Annotated in this window: 34 protein-coding genes and 1 riboswitch; of the genes, 17 read left to right on the top strand and 17 right to left on the bottom strand. The window is 59.7% G+C overall.

What is annotated here, in order from left to right; all coding sequences use genetic code 11:
* Window positions 1–24 precede the first annotated feature (24 nt).
* The 3 genes from HY36_RS14095 to HY36_RS14085 are packed head-to-tail and all read left to right on the top strand — an operon-like array spanning window position 25 to window position 1743.
* Entirely contained in the window at window positions 25–897 is an 873-nt protein-coding gene (locus HY36_RS14095; protein WP_035554197.1) for an isoaspartyl peptidase/L-asparaginase family protein, read from the top strand.
* The gene (locus HY36_RS14090; RefSeq protein ID WP_035554195.1) at window positions 897–1217 is read left to right on the top strand and encodes a hypothetical protein; all 321 of its coding nucleotides are present in this window, start codon (window positions 897–899) and stop codon (window positions 1215–1217) included. Before HY36_RS14095 ends, HY36_RS14090 begins: the two co-directional genes overlap by 1 nt.
* A gap of 1 nt (window position 1218) precedes the next feature.
* Window positions 1219–1743 carry an RNA methyltransferase gene (locus tag HY36_RS14085; RefSeq protein ID WP_035554193.1) on the top strand — a complete coding sequence of 175 codons (525 nt, stop codon included), beginning with the start codon at window positions 1219–1221 and terminating at the stop codon, window positions 1741–1743.
* On the opposite strand, the gene HY36_RS17905 is transcribed toward HY36_RS14085, so the two are convergent.
* Together HY36_RS17905 and HY36_RS14075 are read right to left on the bottom strand one after the other, a co-directional pair.
* Window positions 1744–2418: a cupin domain-containing protein gene (locus tag HY36_RS17905; protein ID WP_051602820.1), complete on the bottom strand. Its 675-nt coding sequence runs from the start codon at window positions 2416–2418 to the stop codon at window positions 1744–1746.
* Between the two features lie 9 nt (window positions 2419–2427).
* On the bottom strand, window positions 2428–2958 hold the full coding sequence (locus tag HY36_RS14075; RefSeq protein ID WP_035554192.1) for a sigma-70 family RNA polymerase sigma factor: 531 nt from the start codon (window positions 2956–2958) through the stop codon (window positions 2428–2430).
* Between the two features lie 237 nt (window positions 2959–3195).
* Between HY36_RS14075 and HY36_RS14070 the strand changes: the two genes are divergently transcribed.
* The gene (locus HY36_RS14070; protein WP_035554190.1) at window positions 3196–3711 is read left to right on the top strand and encodes an invasion associated locus B family protein; all 516 of its coding nucleotides are present in this window, start codon (window positions 3196–3198) and stop codon (window positions 3709–3711) included.
* Window positions 3712–3797: 86 nt separating this feature from the next.
* Here HY36_RS14070 and HY36_RS18835 read toward each other — a convergent pair whose 3' ends face one another.
* Entirely contained in the window at window positions 3798–4442 is a 645-nt protein-coding gene (locus HY36_RS18835) for an OmpA family protein (RefSeq protein ID WP_035554187.1), read from the bottom strand.
* A gap of 174 nt (window positions 4443–4616) precedes the next feature.
* Here HY36_RS18835 and rlmN point away from each other — a divergent pair, with 174 nt between their 5' ends.
* Window positions 4617–5777, top strand: coding sequence for a 23S rRNA (adenine(2503)-C(2))-methyltransferase RlmN (gene rlmN / locus HY36_RS14060; protein ID WP_035554185.1), 1161 nt, complete (start codon window positions 4617–4619; stop codon window positions 5775–5777).
* A 48-nt stretch (window positions 5778–5825) separates the two neighbouring features.
* Here the strand turns inward: rlmN and HY36_RS18225 are convergent, their stop codons facing one another.
* Window positions 5826–6335 (bottom strand): PadR family transcriptional regulator, encoded by a 510-nt coding sequence (locus tag HY36_RS18225; RefSeq protein ID WP_162176004.1) that lies wholly within the window; start codon window positions 6333–6335, stop codon window positions 5826–5828.
* Between the two features lie 228 nt (window positions 6336–6563).
* On the opposite strand from HY36_RS18225, the gene HY36_RS14050 reads away from it, so the two are divergent.
* From HY36_RS14050 to HY36_RS14030, 5 genes are all read left to right on the top strand, one after another.
* Window positions 6564–7316 carry a phosphodiester glycosidase family protein gene (locus HY36_RS14050; RefSeq protein WP_035554183.1) on the top strand — a complete coding sequence of 251 codons (753 nt, stop codon included), beginning with the start codon at window positions 6564–6566 and terminating at the stop codon, window positions 7314–7316.
* Between the two features lie 53 nt (window positions 7317–7369).
* Entirely contained in the window at window positions 7370–7750 is a 381-nt protein-coding gene (locus tag HY36_RS14045; protein WP_035554181.1) for a hypothetical protein, read from the top strand.
* A gap of 33 nt (window positions 7751–7783) precedes the next feature.
* Window positions 7784–8140, top strand: a complete 357-nt coding sequence (locus tag HY36_RS14040; protein ID WP_035554179.1) for an ArsC/Spx/MgsR family protein — start codon at window positions 7784–7786, stop codon at window positions 8138–8140.
* Window positions 8137–8499 (top strand): MmcQ/YjbR family DNA-binding protein, encoded by a 363-nt coding sequence (locus HY36_RS14035; RefSeq protein WP_035554176.1) that lies wholly within the window; start codon window positions 8137–8139, stop codon window positions 8497–8499. The genes HY36_RS14040 and HY36_RS14035 overlap by 4 nt, the downstream gene beginning before the upstream one ends.
* A gap of 67 nt (window positions 8500–8566) precedes the next feature.
* Complete coding sequence (locus HY36_RS14030) at window positions 8567–9277, top strand: hypothetical protein (RefSeq protein WP_035554175.1); 711 nt, start codon at window positions 8567–8569, stop codon at window positions 9275–9277.
* A 4-nt stretch (window positions 9278–9281) separates the two neighbouring features.
* Here the strand turns inward: HY36_RS14030 and HY36_RS14025 are convergent, their stop codons facing one another.
* The 4 genes from HY36_RS14025 to HY36_RS14010 all read right to left on the bottom strand — a co-directional run bounded on the left by HY36_RS14025 (window position 9282) and on the right by HY36_RS14010 (window position 11841).
* The gene (locus HY36_RS14025) at window positions 9282–10085 is read right to left on the bottom strand and encodes a hypothetical protein (RefSeq protein ID WP_155841944.1); all 804 of its coding nucleotides are present in this window, start codon (window positions 10083–10085) and stop codon (window positions 9282–9284) included.
* Between the two features lie 114 nt (window positions 10086–10199).
* Entirely contained in the window at window positions 10200–10958 is a 759-nt protein-coding gene (locus HY36_RS14020; protein WP_035554172.1) for an SDR family NAD(P)-dependent oxidoreductase, read from the bottom strand.
* 66 nt (window positions 10959–11024) lie between these two features.
* The gene (locus HY36_RS14015) at window positions 11025–11486 is read right to left on the bottom strand and encodes an SRPBCC domain-containing protein (protein WP_035554170.1); all 462 of its coding nucleotides are present in this window, start codon (window positions 11484–11486) and stop codon (window positions 11025–11027) included.
* Window position 11487: 1 nt separating this feature from the next.
* Window positions 11488–11841, bottom strand: coding sequence for an ArsR/SmtB family transcription factor (locus HY36_RS14010; protein WP_035554168.1), 354 nt, complete (start codon window positions 11839–11841; stop codon window positions 11488–11490).
* 167 nt (window positions 11842–12008) lie between these two features.
* Here HY36_RS14010 and HY36_RS14005 point away from each other — a divergent pair, with 167 nt between their 5' ends.
* From HY36_RS14005 to HY36_RS13995, 3 genes are all read left to right on the top strand, one after another.
* Window positions 12009–13007, top strand: coding sequence for a hypothetical protein (locus HY36_RS14005; RefSeq protein ID WP_035554165.1), 999 nt, complete (start codon window positions 12009–12011; stop codon window positions 13005–13007).
* A gap of 63 nt (window positions 13008–13070) precedes the next feature.
* Window positions 13071–13182, top strand: a riboswitch (TPP riboswitch).
* 63 nt (window positions 13183–13245) lie between these two features.
* Entirely contained in the window at window positions 13246–15123 is a 1878-nt protein-coding gene (gene thiC, locus HY36_RS14000; RefSeq protein ID WP_035554163.1) for a phosphomethylpyrimidine synthase ThiC, read from the top strand.
* A gap of 69 nt (window positions 15124–15192) precedes the next feature.
* Window positions 15193–15444, top strand: coding sequence for a hypothetical protein (locus tag HY36_RS13995; protein WP_155841942.1), 252 nt, complete (start codon window positions 15193–15195; stop codon window positions 15442–15444).
* Between the two features lie 10 nt (window positions 15445–15454).
* Here HY36_RS13995 and HY36_RS13990 read toward each other — a convergent pair whose 3' ends face one another.
* Window positions 15455–16264: a hypothetical protein gene (locus HY36_RS13990; protein WP_155841940.1), complete on the bottom strand. Its 810-nt coding sequence runs from the start codon at window positions 16262–16264 to the stop codon at window positions 15455–15457.
* A 203-nt stretch (window positions 16265–16467) separates the two neighbouring features.
* Between HY36_RS13990 and HY36_RS13985 the strand changes: the two genes are divergently transcribed.
* The 3 genes from HY36_RS13985 to HY36_RS13975 all read left to right on the top strand — a co-directional run bounded on the left by HY36_RS13985 (window position 16468) and on the right by HY36_RS13975 (window position 17972).
* A complete protein-coding gene (locus tag HY36_RS13985; protein WP_035554157.1) occupies window positions 16468–16689 on the top strand; it encodes a SlyX family protein in 222 nt (73 codons plus the stop codon).
* Between the two features lie 413 nt (window positions 16690–17102).
* Window positions 17103–17564 carry a phage tail protein gene (locus tag HY36_RS13980; RefSeq protein WP_035554155.1) on the top strand — a complete coding sequence of 154 codons (462 nt, stop codon included), beginning with the start codon at window positions 17103–17105 and terminating at the stop codon, window positions 17562–17564.
* Between the two features lie 48 nt (window positions 17565–17612).
* The gene (locus tag HY36_RS13975; protein WP_035554153.1) at window positions 17613–17972 is read left to right on the top strand and encodes a hypothetical protein; all 360 of its coding nucleotides are present in this window, start codon (window positions 17613–17615) and stop codon (window positions 17970–17972) included.
* A 78-nt stretch (window positions 17973–18050) separates the two neighbouring features.
* On the opposite strand, the gene HY36_RS13970 is transcribed toward HY36_RS13975, so the two are convergent.
* The 8 genes from HY36_RS13970 to HY36_RS13940 all read right to left on the bottom strand — a co-directional run bounded on the left by HY36_RS13970 (window position 18051) and on the right by HY36_RS13940 (window position 22139).
* A complete protein-coding gene (locus HY36_RS13970; protein ID WP_035554151.1) occupies window positions 18051–18362 on the bottom strand; it encodes a hypothetical protein in 312 nt (103 codons plus the stop codon).
* 102 nt (window positions 18363–18464) lie between these two features.
* Window positions 18465–18593, bottom strand: a complete 129-nt coding sequence (locus tag HY36_RS18830; RefSeq protein ID WP_272982692.1) for a hypothetical protein — start codon at window positions 18591–18593, stop codon at window positions 18465–18467.
* 22 nt (window positions 18594–18615) lie between these two features.
* On the bottom strand, window positions 18616–18858 hold the full coding sequence (locus HY36_RS13965; RefSeq protein WP_035554149.1) for a YdcH family protein: 243 nt from the start codon (window positions 18856–18858) through the stop codon (window positions 18616–18618).
* A gap of 105 nt (window positions 18859–18963) precedes the next feature.
* Window positions 18964–19992, bottom strand: a complete 1029-nt coding sequence (gene ruvB / locus HY36_RS13960) for a Holliday junction branch migration DNA helicase RuvB (protein ID WP_035554147.1) — start codon at window positions 19990–19992, stop codon at window positions 18964–18966.
* On the bottom strand, window positions 19989–20609 hold the full coding sequence (ruvA, locus tag HY36_RS13955; protein WP_035554528.1) for a Holliday junction branch migration protein RuvA: 621 nt from the start codon (window positions 20607–20609) through the stop codon (window positions 19989–19991). Before ruvA ends, ruvB begins: the two co-directional genes overlap by 4 nt.
* Window positions 20609–21112: a crossover junction endodeoxyribonuclease RuvC gene (gene ruvC / locus HY36_RS13950; RefSeq protein ID WP_035554146.1), complete on the bottom strand. Its 504-nt coding sequence runs from the start codon at window positions 21110–21112 to the stop codon at window positions 20609–20611. Before ruvC ends, ruvA begins: the two co-directional genes overlap by 1 nt.
* A gap of 81 nt (window positions 21113–21193) precedes the next feature.
* Window positions 21194–21832: a fasciclin domain-containing protein gene (locus HY36_RS13945; RefSeq protein ID WP_051602817.1), complete on the bottom strand. Its 639-nt coding sequence runs from the start codon at window positions 21830–21832 to the stop codon at window positions 21194–21196.
* 88 nt (window positions 21833–21920) lie between these two features.
* Window positions 21921–22139 (bottom strand): hypothetical protein, encoded by a 219-nt coding sequence (locus tag HY36_RS13940; protein WP_035554145.1) that lies wholly within the window; start codon window positions 22137–22139, stop codon window positions 21921–21923.
* Between the two features lie 180 nt (window positions 22140–22319).
* Between HY36_RS13940 and HY36_RS13935 the strand changes: the two genes are divergently transcribed.
* Window positions 22320–22640: a YkgJ family cysteine cluster protein gene (locus HY36_RS13935; protein ID WP_035554143.1), complete on the top strand. Its 321-nt coding sequence runs from the start codon at window positions 22320–22322 to the stop codon at window positions 22638–22640.
* Window positions 22641–22819 lie beyond the last annotated feature (179 nt).

Here is a 22819-nt window from a genome sequence, read left to right as displayed (position 1 = left end):
ACGTAGCGGAGAGGTAGCGATCCAATGGCAAAGAAATGGGCACTCGCCCTGCACGGTGGGGCCGGTCCGATACCAGGCAATGACTATTCCCTGCAGGAAGCCCATCTGGCGACCCTGTTGAAGAATGGTGCGACCCGTCTGCAGGATGGGGAAGCAGCTTTGGACGTGGTCGAAGTGATGGTCCAGGGACTGGAGGAATCCGGCCTCTACCTCGCAGGCAAGGGCGCTGCGCCAAATCTGGACGGAGCCTATGAATTGGACGCCGCCATCATGGATGGTCGCAATCGCACAGCCGGAGCCGTCGGCGCACTGCAGGGTTATCTCAACCCTGTTTCCTGTGCACGTGCGGTCATGGAGCGTACCCCGAACGTGCTGTTGATCGCAGATGGGGCGCGCAAGCTGCTTGCAGATTCCGGATTGGAAGTGATCGAAGACCCGGCTTCCTATTACGATCCGGTCGATGAACTCACGACCCAAGACATGATCAACTCCACCGGCACCGTCGGAGCCGTTGTGCTGGACATTTATGGGGACCTTTCGGCCGCCACGTCCACGGCCGGCATTCGTGGCAAAACGCCGGGACGGCTGGGCGATACGCCCCTGATCGGATCAGGCACCTGGGCAGACGAGCGCTGCGCTGTGTCCTGCACGGGTCTTGGGGAATACTTCATCCGCGCCGCCGCCGCCGCTGACGTATCCGCACGCATCCGCTATGGCGGCGCCAAGCTGGAGGATGCAGTTCAGGGTGCACTGGACGATGTACGCATGCTTGGCGGTCAGGGCGGCATGATCGCTATTTCCGCATCGGGCGAGATTTCCATGCTCTGGAACTCCTCAGGCCTGAAACGTGGCATGGTGGACTCCAATGGCCGCTTCGAAGTGGGAACGTTTGGCTGATGACGATCATCCTGTTCATCCTGCTCGGTTTCACCGTCTTTGCGCTTCTGCTGGCCCTGCAGATGCGATGGATGATATCTGTCGCCTTGCGTCGCGCCTTGTCTGAAAAGTTCGGCGGCCTGCCGTCAGATGTCGCCTACCGGCAAGGCGTTGTCGATGCGGGTCGCCGGGTGTCGCACAACGACGTTTCCGAACACCTCAATACAACCTACCCCAACCAGCTTGGCCATTTGCGCCTCGCACGGCGTGTGTCGATCTATACGCTTCCCTTGATCATCGCCTTGCTGGTTGTCCTGAGATTCGGCCTGGAGGCCTTCTGACATGCGCGGCTATTTCGCCATCGGATCCGAACGGATTTCAAAACCCATGAACCTTGGCGCCCTGATGCGCACGGCAAATGCGTTCGGGGCAAGCTTTGTCTTCTCGATCAATGCCGAGCACAGGCTTCGTGCAGCCTATCAGGCGGATACATCGAAGACGGCTGGGCAAGTGCCCTATTACCAATGGGACAATGTTGACGAGATGCAACTACCGCGCGGCTGTCAGATGGTCGGCATTGAATTGACCGATGACGCCGTGATGCTTCCCACCTTCCGACATCCTCCGCAGGCGGCCTACATTCTCGGGCCGGAAAAGGGGGACCTGTCGCCGGAAATTCTCGCCAGATGCGATCATGTCGTGAAGATCCCGACCAAGTTCTGTATCAATGTCAGCCTGGCGGGTGCGCTCGTCATGTATGACCGGCACCTGTCGATGGGTGGCTACGCCCCGCGACCAATCATGCCGGGTGGTACGGCTGGGGACGGACTCGCAAACACCCATGTTCCGGGCAAAGACAGAAAATAGTCAGCGGCCGAGTACGCGCTGGATCATGCCCATGACGCCGGTAAATTTCAGACCGGCATCACGGACCGCCAGTGCGAAGCATACTTCACCGGCATCACCGACAGGCTGGTGGGTGTCATCCGGCCCTTTGACGGCCAGATCTCCAGGCCCGTAGCTGCCCGTTTCATCGGTAAACCCACCGGCGACAACCAGCGTGAACTCCGTGCCACCATGCGAGTGACGCGGCACTCTGGCATTCGGCTGGATGCGATACAGCTCGACTTCGAGTTCACTTTTCACGTCCAGCTTCATACGGCGGATGCCGGGCGCAGTGCCCTGCCAACCTGCAAGGTCAAATGCCTCAAAGGCTGCATCCCGCAGCGGCTCGGGCAACTCTGCCAGTTCGGCATCGGATGGCGCGGATCGTGCCGGGAGGTCTTCTTCTCGTTCCAGCGCATCAATCAGATCCAGCGCGCGGGCCCCTGCCCCCGCAGACATGGCCACCGGAGTGGCAGTTTCGAACATGATTCCGGAAATGGTCTCGCTCACCGCCAGCGCGCCCCGCACATCACTGCGCAGCATGCTCTGCGTTTCAAGCAACAGCGAAAATCCCGGATCCAGCTGGCCCGCGGCATAGGCGGAATACAGTTCGCTGAAAGATGGAGGTGACGTTTCCTGCATCATGACAAATTCCATTGCTTCGGGTCAGGCATCAGTGCCTCCCGGCTCCAACTGACCGCGCAATCGGCCAAACGCCAACCTGATGCGGGATTTGACCGTACCGAGCGGCAATCCGAATCTTGTGGCAATTTCAGAATGTGACAAGCCCTCATAGAATGCTGCTTGCAGCAATTCGAGTTGCTCGTGCGGAAGCTTTGCCAGCTCCGCCCGCACGCTTTCCTCGATCTGGGCGCGATCCAGCGCCTCGTCCGGCTGCTCGATATCCGGTGGGCGCAGCATGGGTTCATCGGCGTCGAGTTCCGGGCGCGACGCCTTGCGAAATCTATCAATCCGACGGTTGCGCGCGATACGAAAGATCCAGGTCGAAACCGATGCCTGCTTCCGGTCATACATGTCAGCCTTGCGCCAGACTGTGACCAACACATCCTGGGCCAGATCCTCGGCCTCATTGTCGCTTGCGCCCAGTCGCAGCATGTAGCTCTTCACGCGCGGGGCATAGAAATCGAACAGTTCCGAGAAAGACTCCCGGCACTTCTTCGCCGCGATCAGCGCCATGCAATCTGCATGGTGTGCCCTGACACTGGGGGAAATTGATGTTGTTACAGTGTCGTTCACACGCGAACTCTCATACTGGGACGAACCACCACTATCCTTGTGTCAGACCACAAAGGCAACCATTGGGCCGAACACGCCAGCGTGAAGCACACCGTAAACCATTTGCCGTAGTTTAGCCTTAACCCTGTTGTCTCTATGGTGCCGGCACCGCTTCGAGCCAAGGGACATGTATAGAAAATGCACACACTGAGACTCAGCCGCAAATCACTCATTTCGCTTGCCGTGGCCGCCGCTCTCGCGGCCCCCTTGGCATCGGCGAGCCCGACAGCGATCGGGCGCTACAAGGACTGGTCAGTCTTTACTGATACGGCCAATGGCGAAACCATCTGCTACGCTGCAACACAAGCAACCGACAAGGCGCCTCGCGCGGCCGATCATGGCGATGTCTGGTTTTATGTGACGAACTGGAAATCTGGCCGGGCACGCAACCAGCCGAGCATGAAGGTCGGCTATGAATTGCGTGAAGACCTCGCCCCCAAGGCAAGCGTCGGCCGTTCCTCCTGGGCGTTGTTTGGCGTGGGACGCGAAGCCTTCGCAGACGATTCCGACGATTCCCGCATCGTGTCCGCCCTGCGCAAGGGTAGCGAATTGCGCGTCGAAGCTGTTTCCAAGCGCAACACGCAAGTCGCGTATCATTTCTCGCTGAGCGGCTCGGCCGCAGCGATCGACAAGGCGTCTGCGATCTGTCGCTAATGCCTCAAAGCCGAATGCAAAAAGGCCAGCTGCGCTCATGTGCAGCTGGCCTTTTCCTTTAGCCATTCAAACCGGCTTAGTCGCGATTAGTAGCTTTCCTGCGTGATCGGCGTCAGGATGATCTCGACGCGGCGGTTGGCTGCGCGGCCTTCGGCTGTCGCATTGTCGGCAATCGGCTGGGTTTCACCCATGCCCACGGCCGCCAAGCGTACCGGCGTCACGCCCTGATTTACCAGATAGGACCGTACAGACTCTGCGCGGCGCTGAGACAGTTCCATATTGTAGTCGTCCGGGCCGTCAGAGCTGGCATGACCAATAATGTCGACAGCTGTCGACGGATAGTCGACCAGTGTTGCGCCCACATCATTCAGCGCACCATAGAAGTTCGGCTGGATCGTGGCGCTGTTCACAGAGAATGTGATGTTCGACGGCATGGTCAGCGCGATCTGGTCACCCTGGCGCTCAACACCGATGCCGGTACCGGCGGTCTGCTCGCGCAGCTGGCGCTCTTGCTTGTCCATATAGTCGCCGACAGCAGCGCCTGCGATTGCGCCAACTGCAGCGCCAATTGCAGCATTGCGACCATCGTCGCCGCCTGCCAGCGTACCGGCGCCTGCGCCAAGAATGGCTCCCACGCCTGCACCCGTCAGGACTCGTTGGCTTGGGCCAGTTTCACAGGCCGGAAGGGCGATCAGGGGAAGCGCAAGCAGCGCATAGGAAAGACGTTTCATTTCATCAGCTCCTTTGGAAAGGACAGCCCGGAATTGGGCACGCTTATCAACGCGTGGCGCAGTGTGTCGGTTCCTTCAATGGCAAAACAAGGGCAGGAATATTAACTCATGGTAAGACTCCGCCTGCAGGGAGTAATTCCTTGAAAGCCTTCAACATGTTATAGGCGCGGGACCATGAAGATTGAACTCGACCTTTCGCGCCGCGCTGACGCCGCGCCCGCTGCCCCTCGCTCTCTTGCGGGTATGTCCCTGCCTGCCCTGAAGGCAGAAATGGAAGCGCTCGGCCTGGACCCGAAAAAAGCGGGCATGCGCGCGAAACAGCTGCGCCGCTGGTTGCACCATTTCGGCTCTCAGGATTTTTCCGCGATGACGGACATCGCGAAAGATTTACGCGCTCGGCTGGACGAAACATTCGATCTGACGCGGCCTGAAATCACGGATCATCAGATTTCCCGCGATGGGACGCAGAAATGGCTGACACGTTTCGGACCGGGCATCGAAGGCGAAAGCGTCTACATTCCTGACGTTGGCAAAGCGGGAGCCCTGTGTGTGTCCAGCCAGGTTGGCTGCACGCTGAACTGCACATTCTGCCACACAGGCACACAGAAACTGGTCCGCAATCTGACTGCTCAGGAAATTGTGGCGCAGGTCCTGATCGCGCGCGATGGGCTCGGCGAGTGGCCAACCTCCACAGAGAACCGGAAGCTGACGAACATCGTCTTCATGGGCATGGGCGAGCCGCTCTACAATCTGGACAATGTCGCAGAAGCCATCGACACGATTTCGGATGGCGACGGCATTGCGATTGGTCGCCGCCGGATCACGGTCTCGACGGCTGGTGTCGCGCCGAAGATTCCAGAGCTCGGCCACCGCACCAGCGCCGCGCTCGCCATCTCGCTCCACGCGACACATGACGATCTGCGCAACGAAATTGTGCCAATCAACCGCAAATACGATCTGCAGACGCTGTTTGAAGCCATCCGAGCTTATCCGGATCTGGGCAATTCCAAGCGTGTGACCTTTGAATATGTCATGCTGAAGGGCGTCAATGACAGTTTGGCGGAAGCGCGTGATCTCGTCCGCCTGCTGAGAGGCGTGCCATCCAAGATCAACCTCATCCCGTTCAACCCCTGGCCCGGCAGCCCCTACGAGTGCTCGGACTGGGAAACGATCGAAGAGTTCGCGGAAGTCCTCAACCGGGCTGGCTATGCCTCTCCGATCCGCACGCCACGCGGCCGGGACATCCTCGCCGCCTGCGGACAATTGCGCTCTGAAAGCGTCAAGAAATCCGCCGCCGAGAAACGCCGCGAAGCATTGGCTGCTGCTGCAGAATAAGAAAGAGGGCGCGTACGCCCTCCCCTCCCGTTTCAGATTTTCAAGCACTTAGCTTGCGGTCAGCTTTCCAATCCGCTGCTGGGCGTCCGCCAGGATATCGGCAATAGCCTTGCGGTTTGCAGCATTGTCAGGGTCAGACCTGACTGTATCGCGTACGGTGTGTCGTAGCCTGTACATTGCACCGCGTACATCTTCCGGATCTTCCGGTCGCTCACTTTCCTGCAGTGCCGCGAGGCGTTCGGCGATCGCCTGCAAGGTCTCGGTGTTTGCCTCGTGTTCGGTTTGGCCAGCTTTGGTCAATTGGAACATCCGGCGCTGACCATCCAGTTCTACCTTGACCAAACCGAGGTCCAGCAGCGCTTCAAGTGCAGGATAGATGACGCCGGGGCTGGGCACGTATGCGCCACCCGTCCGGCTTTCGATCTCGCGGATCAGGTCATATCCATGACGCGGCTCGCTGGTGAGCAGATCCAGGATCAACACGCGCAGGTCACCATGATTTAGGGGGCGGCGTCGCCGACCTCGTGGGCCATGTCCGTGTTTTCGTCCGTGTCGCATTCTCATCCGTCTCCCAAATCCATCACCTCTGTCTCCGGCGCCTTTGTGGCGGCGGGCGTTTTGTTGGTTTTCTCGATATCTCATTTGTTGTCCTTTCGATATATCTGAATTGTATATTGTATCGATATATCGAAATTCAAGTTTCGTTATATCGATAATATCAGATTCCATCTCAACCTTGCTGAGATGTACGTGGCGCAACCTCTTTCCACCGGCTAATCTGGCGAAATGAGATTCCTGATTTTCACCTTGCTCTGCGCCTGTCTGATACACGCCTGCGCCCGCGCTCAGCCACAAACTGAGTGCGAACAACGCATCCACCTGGATCAGCCCTATACGGTCTGCACATTCGCCGCCGAAACGCCGGTACGTCTCTGGCTGTCCGGTCCGGATGGCGCGCCATTCGGACAGTTTGACCGGCTTTCAGCGCACCTGGCCACACAGGATCAAACGCTCGTCTTCGCCATGAATGCGGGCATGTATCATCAGGATCGCCGGCCCGTTGGCCTCTACATCGAAGACGGGGTTCAGACTGCCCCGATTGTCACGCGTGAAGGGCCTGGCAATTTCGGAATGCTGCCCAATGGCGTGTTCTGGATCGATAGCGCCGGCGCCGCGCATGTCACCGAAAGTCGCGCCTTCGATGCGCTTTCGCCAGACGCAATCCACGCCACCCAGTCCGGCCCGATGCTGGTGATCGATGGCGACCTGCACCCGAACTTCAATCAGGACGGCCCAAGCAAGAAACGCCGGAATGGGGTCGGCGTCGGCAAGGACGGCACCTTGTATTTCGCAATCAGCGATGTGCCCGTGAATTTCCATAGCTTTGCGACACTGTTCCGCGACGAGTTGGGAGCGCCAAACGCGCTGTTCCTCGACGGCTTCATCTCGAAACTCTATGCGCCTGGTATTGGTCGAAACGAGACAGGGCTCGACATGGGCCCCATCATCGGCGTCGCGCGCCCGACCAAAAGCGACTGACCCGAAACCGCCTGCATGCTAGTATGGATTTCTGTCGACGGGAGGAATGACCCATGCTGACCGACACGATCCTGCTTCTCTTCGGCCTCTACTTTATGGCGGCGGGCGCTGGTCTGCTGACCGATCCCTTGCGCGTCGCCAAGATGATCGACGACCTCGAGGCCAGCCCGGCGATCGGCTTCCTTTGCGGCGCTGTGATGCTGTTTTCCGCGGGCGGAACCTTGTCGCTCCAGAACAGTTTCACCAACATCTCTGACGGGGTGGCGACGCTGCTGCTGGCTGGCGCACTGATCGAAGGCCTGTTGTTGGTCGCCTGGCCAAAGCCGATATGGGCGATTGCCCACTGGATGATGCCGGATGACGACCATCTGCGCGGCTTCGGGGTTGTTGCGCTCGCTATCGGGGCCGTGGTGTTTGCGCTCGGCGCGCTTTAGGCTCGTCACACAGAAGAATCGAAAGGAAAAGACATGTCGGCTGGACCGGTGACTCTCTACGGATTGAAGAATTGCGATACATGCAAGAAGGCGCTGAAAGCCTTGGACGCTGCCGACAGGGACACCGCCTTCGTGGACATACGCGAAGAGGCCGACCTTGATCGGCTTGTGCCCGCCTGGCTCAAGGCCGTTGGCGCGGAGAAGCTGGTCAATCGCCGTTCGACCACATGGCGCACCTTGTCGGACGAGGAGAAATCCGGCGCGCTGGGCGATGGCGCAGCAGCCTTGCTCAAGGCCAATCCAACCCTGATCAAGCGACCCGTCATTGATACCGGCGCAGATATTCTTGTTGGGTGGGACAGTGGCGCGCAGCAGGCCCTGACGCAATGACCCTGGAGGAATACAATTCCTTTTGCGATGGGCTTGGCCAGACCGAACATGTGGTACAATGGGGCGGGTCCCATGTGTGGAAGATTGGCAACAAGGTCTTCGCCATTGGAACACCCGATGGGGAACAGCTGGCGGCATGCACATTCAAGGTGCGCCCGATCAGCTTTCACATCCTGAAGGAACAACCCGGGTGCCAAGGTGCGCCCTATCTCGCCTCACGCGGCATGAAATGGATTCAGCGCTTCTCCGAAGAAACCCTGTCGGATGAGGACCTCAAGGAATATCTCACCGAATCCTTCCGGCTGATCGGCAGCGCGCTCAGCAAGAAAAAGCAGCGTGAACTTGGCCTGATCGACTAAACCAACCCGCGTGTCGCATTGACGCCAAGGCTGTGACTGGGCCATGCGCGCAGGACAGGAGCCAGCTATGTCCACCGCTTTCACGATTTCCGTCCCCGCCATGTTCAACGGCCCGCCGGGCTCCGCCAATGGTGGTATCTCTGCCGGACTTGCCGCCAGCCAGATCGACGGCCCGGCCGAGGTTTCCCTGCGTGCGCCACCGCCGCTGGAAACACCGATGCAGGTGATCAAGACAGATGACGGGTATGAAGTCCGCCATGACGAGCAAACCGTCATGCTGGTGCGCCCGACCGAGGCCCTTGTTCCGCCCCCTGCTGCGCCAGGCTTCGAGATTGCCAAATCCGGCCCGGACCATTTCCCGCCGGTCGAAACGCACGCTTTTCCTGGCTGCTATGTCTGCGGGCCGGAACGCACCGAGGACGGCTTGTGCCTGTTCACCGGGAAACCTGACGGCTATGACGGCGTGACAGATGTCTGGAAACCCGATGCCAGCCTTGCGGGCAAAGACGCCCTGATCCGCCCGGAAATCCTCTGGGCCGCGCTGGATTGCCCCGGCGCGTTCGCGATCGGCTTTCAAGACAATCCGATGGTGCTCGCCAAGATCGCCGCGCACATCCATGACCGGCCCGCCCCTGGCGATGAGTTGATCGTGGTCGGATGGTCTCTGTTCGATGATGGGCGCAAGCATGGCGCCGCGACCGGTCTGTTCACCCGCGACGGACGCCTGCTGGCACAATCAGAGCAATTGTGGATCGAACTGAAACCGGCAGTCGCCTGAGCGATCAGCGCCTGCGGCGCGGGTTGAGATAAAGATTACGTTCCTGTGTATCAAGTTCACGCACGGCCCGCCCCATGTGAAGTTGCTCGACCTCTCTCGCGACATGCCTGCGCGCAGATCCATTGAATTTCAGCAGGGCACAGAATATCTGCAGCACGGCCTCCAGCTTTGCGTAGCTCTCGGCCGCATCCAGCTTCACGATCCAGGAACCACCCAGATTGATGATCCGGTGGTCAAGGCTGCCGATCTTCCGGCCCCGGTCATCATAGAGGCTGTAATCCGCGCCAATGCCGATCACATTGCGGCGGAGACGGTAGAAACGCGGCCCATTCTTCGTATCGATGAAGAAGGAAAATTTCTCCGGAAACAAGGGCCATTTATGCGCCGAACGCTCCAATTGAATGATCTGGTCGTGGCGACTGATATTGACGGAATAAGCCGGGACCGGAACGCCCTTCGCCCCAATGCTCAATTGGAGTGAGCGCCCCATCAGCAGTTCGGCGGTCCCGCGCCAATGCATGCCTTCAGAGAAAAGCTTCAGCACAAGACGGCGCTTCATGCCCTCTTCGGTTTTCCACAATTCCTTCCGGTAGGCGAGAATCCCCGTCCGCTCGCGGCCATCCTTGACCTGCCCGAAAATTTCCATGTCCTTGGTGAACTGATCAGACGCAGCCTCGTGCTGGGTCCGCTTCATGATGCCAATCTCGGTCGGATTCAGATCCGTTGCCCAGAGGTCCACCTTGAACGTCTTGTATTTCGACTTCGCCTTGGTCTCCTCGGCAGGACCGAACGTCGCGGTAAAAGCCATTGGGCACGTCTCCGTCATCGGGTTCGCGCCCAACATGGCGATTCGGTGTCGCCATAAGGTTAACAAATCGCCCTCAGGCATTAAACAACTGCAGTTTCCGCAGTGGCCAGGCCCCTACCCCAATTGCGGCTGGCCGTTTGACGCCGATACGCCGCCATCCACCGGCAGGACGACACCTGTCACAAAACGCGCATCCCGGCTTGCCAAGAAGGCGATGACGTCCGCAACGTCTTCAGGTTCGCCGGGCCGCCCCATTGGTATTCGCTGCAGGAAGCGCTCCAGCAATCCATCATCATCCATGATGCCATCGGCCATGTCCGTCCTGGTCAGGCTTGGCGCGACCGCATTGACGCGGACACCCTCACCAGCAAGGTCCAGCGCCATACCCTTGGTCATCAGGCTGACACCGCCTTTCGACGTGTTGTATCCGAACATGCCCCAATCCCCTCCCAGACCGGAGACAGACGACACATTTACGATGTTGCCCTTCGACTTTTTCAGGTGTGGAAGCGCCGCTGTAACGGTGTTGAAGATTCCGCCGACATTGATGTCCTGCATCTTCTGAAAGTCGTCGCGTGACAGTTTTCCCGGTCGCCCCCCACGCGCAATGCCCGCATTGTTGACCAGCACGTCCAGGCGACCAAACCCATCAAGGGTCTCGGCAACCAAAGAATCGACGTCTTCAACCTTCGACACATCTCCAGCGACTATTTTTACCCGGTCACCCTCAATCTCGCTGGCGATTGACTCCAGTTTCTCCCGGGTCCGACCATTGAGAACCGTATTGTAGCCATCGCGAGCAAAGCGCTTTGCGGTTGCCGCGCCGATGCCCGATCCGGCGCCGGTGATAATAACTGTTGGGGCGTCTGACATGCTGGTCTCCAATCTGGCTTTGTCTTGTAAGCCAATGATTGGGGACCAACGCGGTTCCACTCCCTGTCATCCTGCCTGCAGCAATTCCTCCAACCGGATCAATGCGCTGCCCCAACCTTCTTGAGCCTCTTCCAGCAAGGTTGATCCGTCCAAAGCGACGGTTTGCAGGGTCACAACCAGACGCGTGCCCGCCCCTTCGGCCAGGAACTCTGCAGTAACAAGGCAGGCTCCTTCCAGCGCATCCATGGAAGAAATGATCTCCGTATAGACAATCCGCTTGTCCGGCACGATATCGTGATACCGCCCGCGCACCACAGCGACGGCCTCACCACCCGCAAGGCAGGTCGTCACATCTTCTCCGCCTACGGTAAAGTCAGCTGCATCGATACGCATGTCGATCTCATCCGAAGGCGATCCCCAGACCTTGCGCTGGTCTGGATCGGCCCAGGCGGCGAAGACGCGCGCGGGTGAGGCCGACAGGCCTTTTTCAAGCGTAGCAGTTCCATGCTGAGCGGTGTGATGGGTCATGTCAGGTGTCCTTGTTGGGGTCGTTCTCGTTCAGGAAATCATCAAGCCGGTCGAGCCGTGCAGACCAGGCCTGTTCATATTGCGTGATCCAGTTCTTCAGCTCCGCAAGACGGGCGGCTTCCAGTCGGCAAAGCCGGACCCGTCCCTTCTTGCGGCTGGACACCAGACCGCCAGCCTCCAGCACTTTGAGGTGCTGCAAGAAGGTCGGCAGGGCCATGTCATAGGGTTCGGCCAGTTTCGACACCGGCGCCTCGCCAAGCGCCAGTTGCGCCAGAACTCCGCGCCGTGTGGCATCCCCGAGGGCGTGGAAGGCCCGGTTGAGGGCGGATGAATCGGAAGAAGAATAGTTAGCCATACAGCTATCTATCTCGAAGCGCGCAGAGGCGTCAAGTCACTTAGTAATTCTGCTAACTATTTTGTCGCCACAGTGAGTGCCACCCACAACACCCCGGCAAAACAAGGTATTCGCAAAGCGCAGCACACCGGCTAGATTCTCCCGACCCACGCTTTCCCGGAGGATTTATGCGCCTGAAACTTGCCGCCCTGCTGGCCGCGACCGCCTGCTTCATTCCAGCCGCGCTGGCCGATTGCCCGGCTGACCATCACCAGCAATTGGTGCGCAAGCTGCAATCCCTTCAGGCTGCAGGCGAAAACGTGGACACCGGCGCCGTATACCAGGATCTGAAAGCTGACTTCGCGAATTGCCCCAACGACTATCAGGGCATCGCAATGTCTATCCATCTGATGACATCGGCTGTGGCACGCGAAACCGACCCCGTTGCGAAGATGGAGCAGATCAACTTCGCGTTCGAAATGCTGCGCCAGGCCTCCGACACATATGATTCCAAGATGCAGCCTTTCACCTACACAGACGAAAGCGGCGCTGAGCAAAGCTTCTGGGCGTGGGGCCATGCGCGCAACGCCCTGGGCCTGACGTTCCTGCCCCACCTGATCTTGCTTGCGGAGTCCGGTCTTGTCGAGCCAAGCCTGACCGGAGGCGCCCCCGCTGTATGCCCCTATGGAGAGACGCCGCGTTTGTCAGACGAGGTGGAAGGCCGATTCTGGGTCACGCTGCTGGAGGCTTCTTCGAAATTCGGAACCGCTGGCTTGGGAGCCGAGGACGATCTGAAATTCTACGACCAGAATCTCGCCGTCTATGATCGGCGGGTCGAGTTTGCGAAGAATCGCCTTTCGTCGCTCGCGAAAGCCTGCCCCGCAAGTGAAACCCAATTCCTCTATGATCGCGCGAGAGTCATGGGCCAGTGGGCGCAGTATTCTGACCGTCAGGCCAATCAGATCAAACTGGCAATTGAGGACTTCCGGGTGGACCGCGACCGGCGTGATATCGTGACCCAGCTGCGCGAAGACTTGCTCGATCAGCGCAATGCGCGCGCCCGCGACGCGGCTGAGGCCTACAACGCGTTCTACGCCTCGAAGGCGAAGACGGACTCGCATCTCGAATTCCGTCTTGGTGACGAGCAAACATATATTGATGTGACGGGCTGGTCGAAGACCCCGTAAAGCCGCCAGACCGCCATCGGCAGAAAGCCCTCTTTCAATCGCCACGTGATTGGACTAGTTTGCACCGCATCCGAGGGGCGCGTCTGGTAAGCGCTGAGATTGGGCTGATGCCGCCCGAGCACCCTTTGAACCTGATCCGGTTTGCGCCGGCGTAGGGACGGAATGCGACAATGGGCAAATCTGCCCGGATTCCCCCCATGCCGAATGGTGCAGGCCTCAACGCTCGCGAGGATGCCCCATGAACAAGCCCGCCGATCAAAGCCAGTTCGAGACCCCCAAAGTCACCACCGGTCCCCTGCCCGCCAGCCGCAAGGTCTACTCCCATCCCGCCGATGCGCCGGACATCGCCGTGCCGCACCGCGAGATTAACCTTCACCCCTCCGCGAACGAGCCTGCCGTGCCCGTCTATGACACGTCCGGCCCCTATACCGATCCGTCCGTCACCATTGATGTCGAAAAAGGCCTCGCCCGCGACCGGCGCGCCTGGGTGCTGGAGCGCGGCGGCGTCGAGGAATATGACGGCCGCGATGTGAAGCCGGAAGACAATGGCGGCGCCACCGGCAAATATCTGGCCCGCGAATTCCCCGTGAAGCACAAGCCCCTGCGCGGCTTGCCAGGTCACAAGGTGACGCAATACGAATTCGCCAAGGCAGGCATCATCACGAAAGAGATGATCTATGTCGCCACGCGCGAGAACATTGGCCGCGCGAAAGCCGCAGAGGGCGCCGCAGAGCAGATCGCACAGGGCGAAAGCTTTGGCGCGCACATCCCGGAATTCATCACGCCGGAATTCGTCCGCCAGGAAATCGCCGCCGGCCGCGCCATCATCCCGGCCAATATCAACCATGCCGAGCTGGAGCCGCAGATCATTGGCCGGAACTTCCTTGTAAAGATCAATGCCAATATCGGCAATTCCGCCGTCGCCTCCTCGGTTGAGGAAGAAGTCGACAAGATGGTCTGGGCCATCCGCTGGGGCGCCGATAATGTGATGGACCTGTCCACCGGCCGCAACATTCACAACACGCGCGAATGGATCATCCGCAACAGCCCCGTCCCGATCGGCACGGTGCCGATCTATCAGGCGCTGGAAAAGGTGGACGGTGTCGCCGAAGACCTAACCTGGGAAGTCTATCGCGACACGCTGATCGAACAGTGCGAACAGGGCGTCGACTATTTCACCATCCATGCCGGCGTGCGCCTCGCCTATATCCACCTGACGGCAGACCGCGTGTGCGGCATCGTCTCGCGCGGCGGCTCGATCATGGCGAAATGGATGCTGGCCCACCACAAGGAAAGCTTCCTCTACGAACATTTCGAGGACATCTGCGACATCATGCGCGCCTATGATGTCAGCTTCTCCCTCGGCGACGGCCTGCGCCCCGGCGCGATTGCAGACGCCAATGACGCGGCCCAGTTCGCTGAGCTGGAAACCCTTGGTGAGCTGACAAAGGTCGCCTGGGACAAGGGCTGCCAAGTGATGATTGAGGGGCCGGGCCATGTGCCCATGCACAAGATCAAGGTGAACATGGAGAAACAGCTGCGCGAATGCGGCGAGGCCCCCTTCTATACGCTGGGGCCGCTCACCACGGACATCGCGCCCGGCTATGACCATATCACCTCCGGCATCGGCGCGGCGATGATCGGCTGGTATGGCACGGCCATGCTCTGCTATGTGACGCCCAAGGAGCATCTCGGCCTACCGGACCGGGACGATGTGAAAGTCGGCGTCGTCACCTACAAGCTCGCCGCCCACGCCGCCGACCTCGCCAAGGGCCACCCCGCCGCGCAGATCCGCGACGACGCCCTTTCCCGCGCACGCTTCGAATTCCGCTGGGAAGACCAGTTCAATCTCTCCCTGGACCCCGAAACCGCCCGCGACTTCCACGACCAGACCCTCCCCAAGGACGCCCACAAGGTCGCCCATTTCTGCTCCATGTGCGGCCCCAAATTCTGCTCGATGAAGATCACCGCCGAAGTGCGGGAGTATGCAGCAGGGATGTCGGAGAACGAGCGGAACGACCTGGAGAAGCAGGCCGCTGAGGCGCGTAAGGGAATGGAAGAGAAGAGCCGGGAATTTATGGAGAAGGGTGGAGAGATTTATTTGGAGCAGAAGTGAAAGCGCGCCCGTGTTTTCCTCTACAGTATGCAGGCATCCCTTATTCGAAGGTTTTGGAAGCTCACGATAATGTTTGAAGAGAAAAAAAATAAGAATTCAAAAAGTTGGCGACTTACTCTGTTTGGCTTTCCGCCGGTCGTTAATGCCTATTTGGTCCTGACGCTTATTTTTCTTATTGCGCTTATCTTCACCTCAATTTGGGCGGACCACACGGGTGGTGACCGTATAACATCACTGTTTGCAGCGCTACTTGATTTAATGAAACTTGTAGTCGGAGCAGCGTTTGGTGCGCTGACGGCGAACTTTGCCGTTAAACGCTAAATTTAGCAAATTAGTCTCTTCGATAGATTGCGTTTATCCATGCCCTAGGAACGCGATTTATATCGTACACGGCTAAAGCTCCGTGACGAAGAAGATTCCATTTTTCGCGTTCAAGCCTTGTTCCCCTCCGAAATGAGACGCCAAGTTTGCTCAACGCAAAGTGGGAGCCGACCATGACAAACGGAAAGGCCGAGATAAGGCCGATGGGTAGCCATTTCCAAATTGATGGCACAGTAAAATAAAGCGTTAGAGCCAAGAGAGAAGCAACGAGGACGTTGTCTATCAACATACTCCACCGAAATATGCTTGGGTCGAATCCGAGATGAATTTTTATACCCGCCAAAACTAGGCGAAATTTAGCAGCAGCTTGCGAGTGCTTAACGTGCTTAAACTTGGGAATCGGGCTTTTCCGCTCTTCAGTAGCGTAGTCACGATCGGGTTCGCGCATTCCGTAAGGCGGACCACCATCGGGCATAGTAAGCTTTATCGGTAGCAGTAATGTGTTGTTGAATAACACATCGATCCTGCTGTGCCTCATGCCTCCCAGAGTCATATGCATTATTTTGTTATCGCCAGCGTACAGGACACAGTGATCACAGTCGGATTTGGTGAAATACATAACGCCCCAAGACAATATGCTGTTGCGTTTCTGCGTGAATATCATGTCACCGACATCTAGCTGCTCAATCACACTTTGAGGAATGCCGCTATCAAACCCCGCTGACATATGATTTTTGTAAGGATCGTTGCCGTAACGATCAATGCGCAGCCGGTACTTTAATAGGTCAATCAACATTAAGATCATACGGCTGCGTAGCACGGTCCGGTTATGATTCGCGCGCCAAGAATCTTTAAACTTCTGTCTATGTTTAGCCCTCCAATCCCGCCTAAGCTCACTTACGCGCCCGCAAATCGAACCTTGGGAGCGATGTCGGGCCGTTGGAATCGGGACAGAGGGCCTAACGGTCTCGTAACCTTCAAATATCCTTGCCTCAAACCGGCGCCGAAGCTAGTCCCGCCATCATGTCAGACACATCCAACACCTCATCCCGCCTCGACGAGCTTGAAATGCGTGTGGTCCATCAGGACCAGACGATTGAGGATCTCAACGCCGCCATCACGGCGCAATGGAAGCTGATCGAGCGGCTGGAGCGACAGGTGGCGCGCCTTGCCGAGCGCGTAGCGGACGCCGAGCAATCCGCTGGCCAGGCCGCCCCCGTGGACCGGCCGCCCCCGCATTACTAGCGCCTCGCCACCCCCCGTAGGGCGGGTTAGCGAAGCGTAACCCGCCACTCCCTCCACGTCTCAATCTTGTCATCCCGGAATTTGCGGCAGCAAATATCCGGGACTCAGCAGCATGGGTGATTTTCGGCAGGATGGGTCCCGGATAAGCGCTGCGCGCTTTCCGGGATGACAAACTTCCCTCTCTCCGCATCTCCGGCGCTGCGAAGGGATGAAGCGAATGCACTGCATTCGCCCCGCAGCAGGCCCAAGCGCAAGCGCAGGGCGCGAAGTCCCCTGCGGCTGGCGCCCCGCCCTCACCGCGGGAGACCCCGGCGTCCGCCGGGGATGCGGTGTTGATGGCAATCGACGCCCCCCCTTGCCGTGCCCCCAAAGCTGCGTAGACTGATTTCCATCCATAAAGGGGAGGAGACGACATGGCCCGGCTTTCCATTTTCACGGCAGCGATCATCACGGCGACACTGGCCGCGCCATCGGCGCAGGCCGGCCCGGACGAATATCTCGGCGAGATCCTGACCGTCGGCTTCAATTTCTGCCCGCGCGGCACGCTGGAGGCGGATGGCCGCCTGCTGCCGATTTCGCAGAACACCGCCCTCTTCTCCCTGCTCGGCACCATGTATGGCGGGGATGGGCGCACCACATTTGCCCTGCCCGATCTGCGCGGGCGGGTTGTCGTCGGCGCAGGCCAGGGCCCCGGCCTGACAGAGCGCCGTCTGGGTGAGCGCGGCGGCGTTGAGACTGACGTGGCCGCCCCGGCGCTGGCCGATACGGGAGATGGCGATGCGCTGGCCGACTCCTCCGTGGGCAACAACATGCAGCCCTATCTCGCCCTCAAACAATGCGTCGTGACACAGGGCATCTTCCCTTCACGAAACTGATCGCGCTGCGCCAATCCGTCTGATAAGCGGGTATGCCATGCTTGGCTCATGGACCCGCGCTACCGCCCCTTTTACCAGCATGTCTGGGCCTTTTGCTGGCCCATTCTGTGGTGGAACCTTATGCGCCTTGCCGCCGTGCAGCGGAAGGTGAAGCGGAACATATGGGTGACGGTTACGCGGACCGGGCAAATCCGCGTTCGCTATATTGCTGATGCGCCGGTGCGGCGTGTTCTGCCGGAATGGTCCGCGCGCTGGGAACGGCCCAGCCTCGCCAGCGACCTGCCCGCCTGCCTTGCGGCGTTGCTGCCATGCCCCTCGCGGTTGGCCGTGGATGCGTCATGGGCGGGCCATGCCAAAGGGGAACGCCCCCTGCCCGGCGCCGCGCGCATTGCCCGCGCCCCGCCCTGAATCGCCCGAACTGATCGGAATTTGCCTTTTTGCGCCCGGATGGCCCCGCCATGCCGGCCGCACGTGCTGCGTCAAATGTCAGGCGGCAGACCGGCGGGAACGACGCGCGGGGGATTCCAGCGGAACCTGGTCGCACCATTGCGCATCGCCGGTCATGTCACACAGAATGGCGCACAACGTCTCGCGCAGCTCATCCCGCCGCGCCTGCAACGCCTCGCGATTGCTGAACGCGTCATCCTCGATACTGGATTCCGCCTCCGCCAGGGCGTGCGTCACGTCTTCGAACTCCTCGGCAAGGCGACGGAATTCCGGATCGGTTGAGGTCAGTTCGAAGATTTCCGCGATGACATCGGGAAATTCGCCTGCCAGTCCTGCAAATGAATGTGCCAATTGCTAGTCCCCACTACAATCGATTGCATTTCTAGTAACACCATTAGGTTGAAGAGTCTTCCCCTAATTCGCAAATAAGGGGAAAAATAGCAGTTTGATGGCTTAAAGGTCGCCTTCGGACTTGCCCGATTGCTTCCAGAGCCAAGCCGTCAGGCCCGCTCCGATCAGCAGCAAGGTGGCGAATCCGACCAGCGCCGCAATGGCCAGGGCATCAACGCTGAGGTTTCCCATTGCCCGCTCCTCTCCGTGCTGTTCAGGCCGTTGCGCCCAGAATGCGGTTGATCTCGTCCTTGATCGTCATCCGCTGTTTGCGCAGCCGCGTCTGGAACGCATCACTGGCGGGCTCAATATCGGTTTCGATGCGGTGAATCTGGCGATTCAGCTCATGGTATTCATCCGCCAGACGGGCGAAATGCGCATCCGTCTGCTTCAGCTCATGAATTCGGTCGGCGGCGTCCGGAAATTCCTCGGCGAGCTCGTGCGGCGTATGAGACATAGAGAAATTCTCCCTGATTGGCTGTGTCTGCCAATCATGTGCTCATGACGCCCGCTACATCGGAATCGGGGGAAATACGTAGTGGCTGCGCACGCCCGGGATCGACTATTTTTCGCCGAATAGCCCAGACTGCTGCCCGCCGGGATTGGGCAGGCCAAGCCTCTCATAGGCCAGCGGCGCTGCAACCCGGCCCCTCGGCGTGCGGGCGACATAGCCTTTCTGCATCAAATAGGGCTCAATCACGTCTTCCACCGCGTCACGCGCTTCAGACAGGGCCGCCGCCAGCGTCTCCACGCCTACAGGCCCGCCCGCATACGTCTTCACCAGCGCGTGCAGATAGCGACGGTCCAGCGCATCCAGGCCGTCTGAATCGATCTCAAGTCGTTTCAGCGCGCTCGCAGCCGCTTCCTTGGTGATCGTGCCGCCATCTGCTTCGGCAAAGTCACGCACCCGGCGCAGCAGGCGCAGCGCGATGCGCGGCGTGCCACGCGCGCGGCTGGCGATTTCGATCGCGCCATCCTCTGTGATCGGAGCCGTCAATTTACGCGCCGCCGCCATGACGATGCGCGCGAGTTCTTCGGGTTCATAAAACTCAAGCCTGAGCGGAATGCCAAACCGGTCGCGTAAAGGTGTCGCCAACAGTCCCGCCCGGGTCGTTGCGCCCACGAGTGTGAAGGGCGCAAGATCAAGACGCACAGACCTTGCCGACGGCCCCTCGCCGATCACGATGTCCAGCGCGTAATCCTCCATTGCCGGATAGAGAATCTCCTCGACAACCGGCGGCAGGCGATGGATTTCGTCAATGAACAGAACATCGTTCGGCTCAAGATTTGTCAGGATCGCCGCAAGATCACCGGCCTTGGCAATGACTGGGCCTGACGTCGCACGAAAGCCTACGCCCATTTCCTTGGCAAGTATCTGCGCAAGCGTTGTTTTCCCCAGCCCCGGCGGCCCGAACAGAAGCACATGATCAAGCGCCTCTTCGCGTTTCTTCGCCGCATCAACATAGACTTTTAGGTTCGACTTCGCCTTGCGCTGGCCGACATAATCGTCAAACGCTTGCGGTCGCAGCGCGCGGTCCAGCGCGTCGCCGCCTTGCGCGTTCGGATCAGACAGAGCGCCCTCGCGGCTCATTTCGCGAGCTCCTTCAGTGCCGCCTTGATCAGCTGGCTGACATCCTCATCGCCCGCATCCTTTGCCGCACTGGCCACTGCGCGCGCGGCATCAGCCTGGGCATAACCAAGATTGACCAGCGCCGAGATCGCTTCGCTGCGCGCACCTGTCGCAGCGGCCACTGGCGTACTCGCAAGTCCGGCCACCCTGGCCGTTTCGAACTGACCGAACCGCCCCATTGGTGGTGGCTTCCCGGCCAATTCGCCCGTGATGCGCTCAGCCAGTTTCTTGCCCACGCCCTTTGCACGCGTCAGCACAGACGCATCACCAAGCGCGATTGCATCCATGAGCTCGGCCGGCGTGATCGCATCAAGAATTGCCATCGCCGCCTTGCCTGCAACGCCGTGCACATCCTGCAGCCGGACAAACCAGGCGCGCTCCTCATCCGTACCGAAACCATACAGCGTGATTGCCGCTTCGCTCACCTTGGTCTCGACATGCAGCACCGTATCGTCGCCTGCGTGCAGTTTCGACAGGAGTCGCGCGCCGGCCATGCAGACATAGCCGACACCATTTACATCAATCAGAACATGATCCGCGCCGAGGGCGGCGACGGTGCCAGTCAACCTGCCAATAATCATGCCGCGCCCCGCTTCACATCCAGCGGCAGATGGTGCGCCGTGCAGATCGCACAGGCCAGCGCATCCGCCGAATCCGATTTCATCTCCCCCGCCCGGGGCAACAGGCGCTTGACCATGAAGGCCACCTGATCCTTGTCTGCCGTGCCCGTGCCGACAATCGCCAGCTTGATCTTGCGTGGGGCGAATTCCGCGACCGGCACCCCCGCCATGGACAGCGCCGCCATTGCCGCGCCGCGCGCCTGGCCAAGTTTCAGCGCCGAGCGCGGGTTGGCGTTGACGAGCGTTTCCTCAACGCCGGAGGCATGAGGACCATAATGCCGGGCCAGTTCGCCGACGGCCTCGAATATGCCGCCAAGCCGTTCTGACATGGCAAGACTCGGGTCCACCGAGATCACCCCATGTGCGATATGGGCAAGCCGTGCGCCGGTCTGCTCGATAACGCCCCAGCCCGTATGGCGCAGGCCGGGATCAATCCCCAGAATTCGAATCGTCGCTGTCATGCCCTCCACCCTATCAGGATGGAGGGTTAAGAACAGCTTGCGTTTTCGCTATTTGTTCACATCCGCTGCAATGGCGTTTCCCTATTCGCTTTCCCGGGGAACCAGCACGGAGTCGATCACGTGAACGACGCCGTTGCCGCCCTCGATATCGCTTTCCAGTATGCTTGCCTGATTGATCATCAGCTCGCCGCCGCCCATGTCGCGCAGGGACAGGTCGAGCCCGTTCAGGCTGGGCGTCGGCACGCCGTCTTCCTCTGCGGGCACGTTGGAGGCGCGGAGATCGCCGTCCACAATATGATATTCCAGCATGCGGACCAGACGATCGACTTTCTCAGGGCGGAGATAATCCTCCAGCTGGCCTTCGGGCAGCGCGTCGAAGGCCTCATTGGTAGGCGCGAACACGGTATAGGGCCCGCCGGTTGCGAGCGTCTCGTCCAGGCCCGCGGCTTCAACCGCACCATAGAGCGTAGACAGACGCGGATCTGCGGCCAGCGTGTCCACGACGTTCGGGCCGGAGGTCACCATCTGGTCCCGGTCCATTGTCTCGGTATAGCTCTCGCTGTCATCCATATCGGAGTCAGCCTCTACGGGCGGCGTAATATCGACATCATCCGCATAGGGCTGCACTGGGTCTTGCGGCGTTGGTGTATCTGGCGCGTCACCCGAACAGGCGGCGAGCATGAGGGCGGCAACAGCAGGGACAATCAATTGACGTTTCATCAGCGGGGATCCTTTCCTCCGGCAAGCAGTCTTCAGATAACGCGTACCTTGCGATTTGGTTCATCAGGGCGAGACGCAATTCACGCGCTCAATGAGGACTTTCCATGGCCGGACGCGGGCGGTTCATGGTCCAGTTGACCACGCCGCGCACAGAAGGATTGGGCGCGCACCAGATCTCGCCCGTTTCGGTAATGATCGTGACCCAGATGAGATTGTGCTCCTGGCCATAATCGATGACGCCGATGGCATAGCCCTCACCGCGATCTTTCACAGTCAGGGGGATGGGCGGATTGAGCTGGGTGAACATGGGTTGAGACTTTCAGGATTGAGTTGTGAGACAAACGCCAGCGCGCGACAAAGGTTGCGCGGCGCGAGCCTCCCACGCGCAAAAAATTCCCGCTTGCCAGACGCCGCATTCGGGCGCATATCGCGCCGCCGCCGGGAGCTGCGACAGGCGCGGGCCAGGCGGTGGAGCCAGAAATATTCCATGTCAGATTCGTCGTTCGACTGTGTGTCCTGCGGCGCCTGCTGTTTCAGCCGGAACCCCCGCTATCTCTCCCTGCTGCCGTGGGATGCCGGGCGCAGCCTGCCCGCGGACAGCCTGTTTTCCGAACAGGGCCAGACCTTTGTAAAGTTCGAGTGCGGCCATTGCGTGCATCTGGACCTGTCGAACGGCAAGGCGGCCTGCGGAATCTATGAAGACCGGCCGGAAGCCTGCCGGGCCTTCCGTGCGGGGAGCTTTGAATGCGTCAAGGCCCGCCGCGCCAATGGCATCATGGGCGAACGCGTCCGCCTCGTCGCGGCCTAGGCGATGGCCATGCCATCGCGATCCCCCTCTAGCTCCCCCTTTGCAAGGGGGAGGACAGGTGGGGGCCTGCGATGTTCCCTCCAGCACAAACATCCGGACTGGCCGAAACCATCCGGGTATCTCTTTTTGGCTCAAAGAGCCTGGCGCAGCGGGCGCCGTGGCGCTCCGCCTGATGATTT

The sequence above is a fragment of the Hyphomonas atlantica corrig. genome, from assembly GCF_000682715.1.
GTDB lineage: Bacteria > Pseudomonadota > Alphaproteobacteria > Caulobacterales > Hyphomonadaceae > Hyphomonas > Hyphomonas atlantica.
Note: the sequence above shows the minus strand (reverse complement) of the source record. Positions and strands in the feature narration are given on the sequence as shown.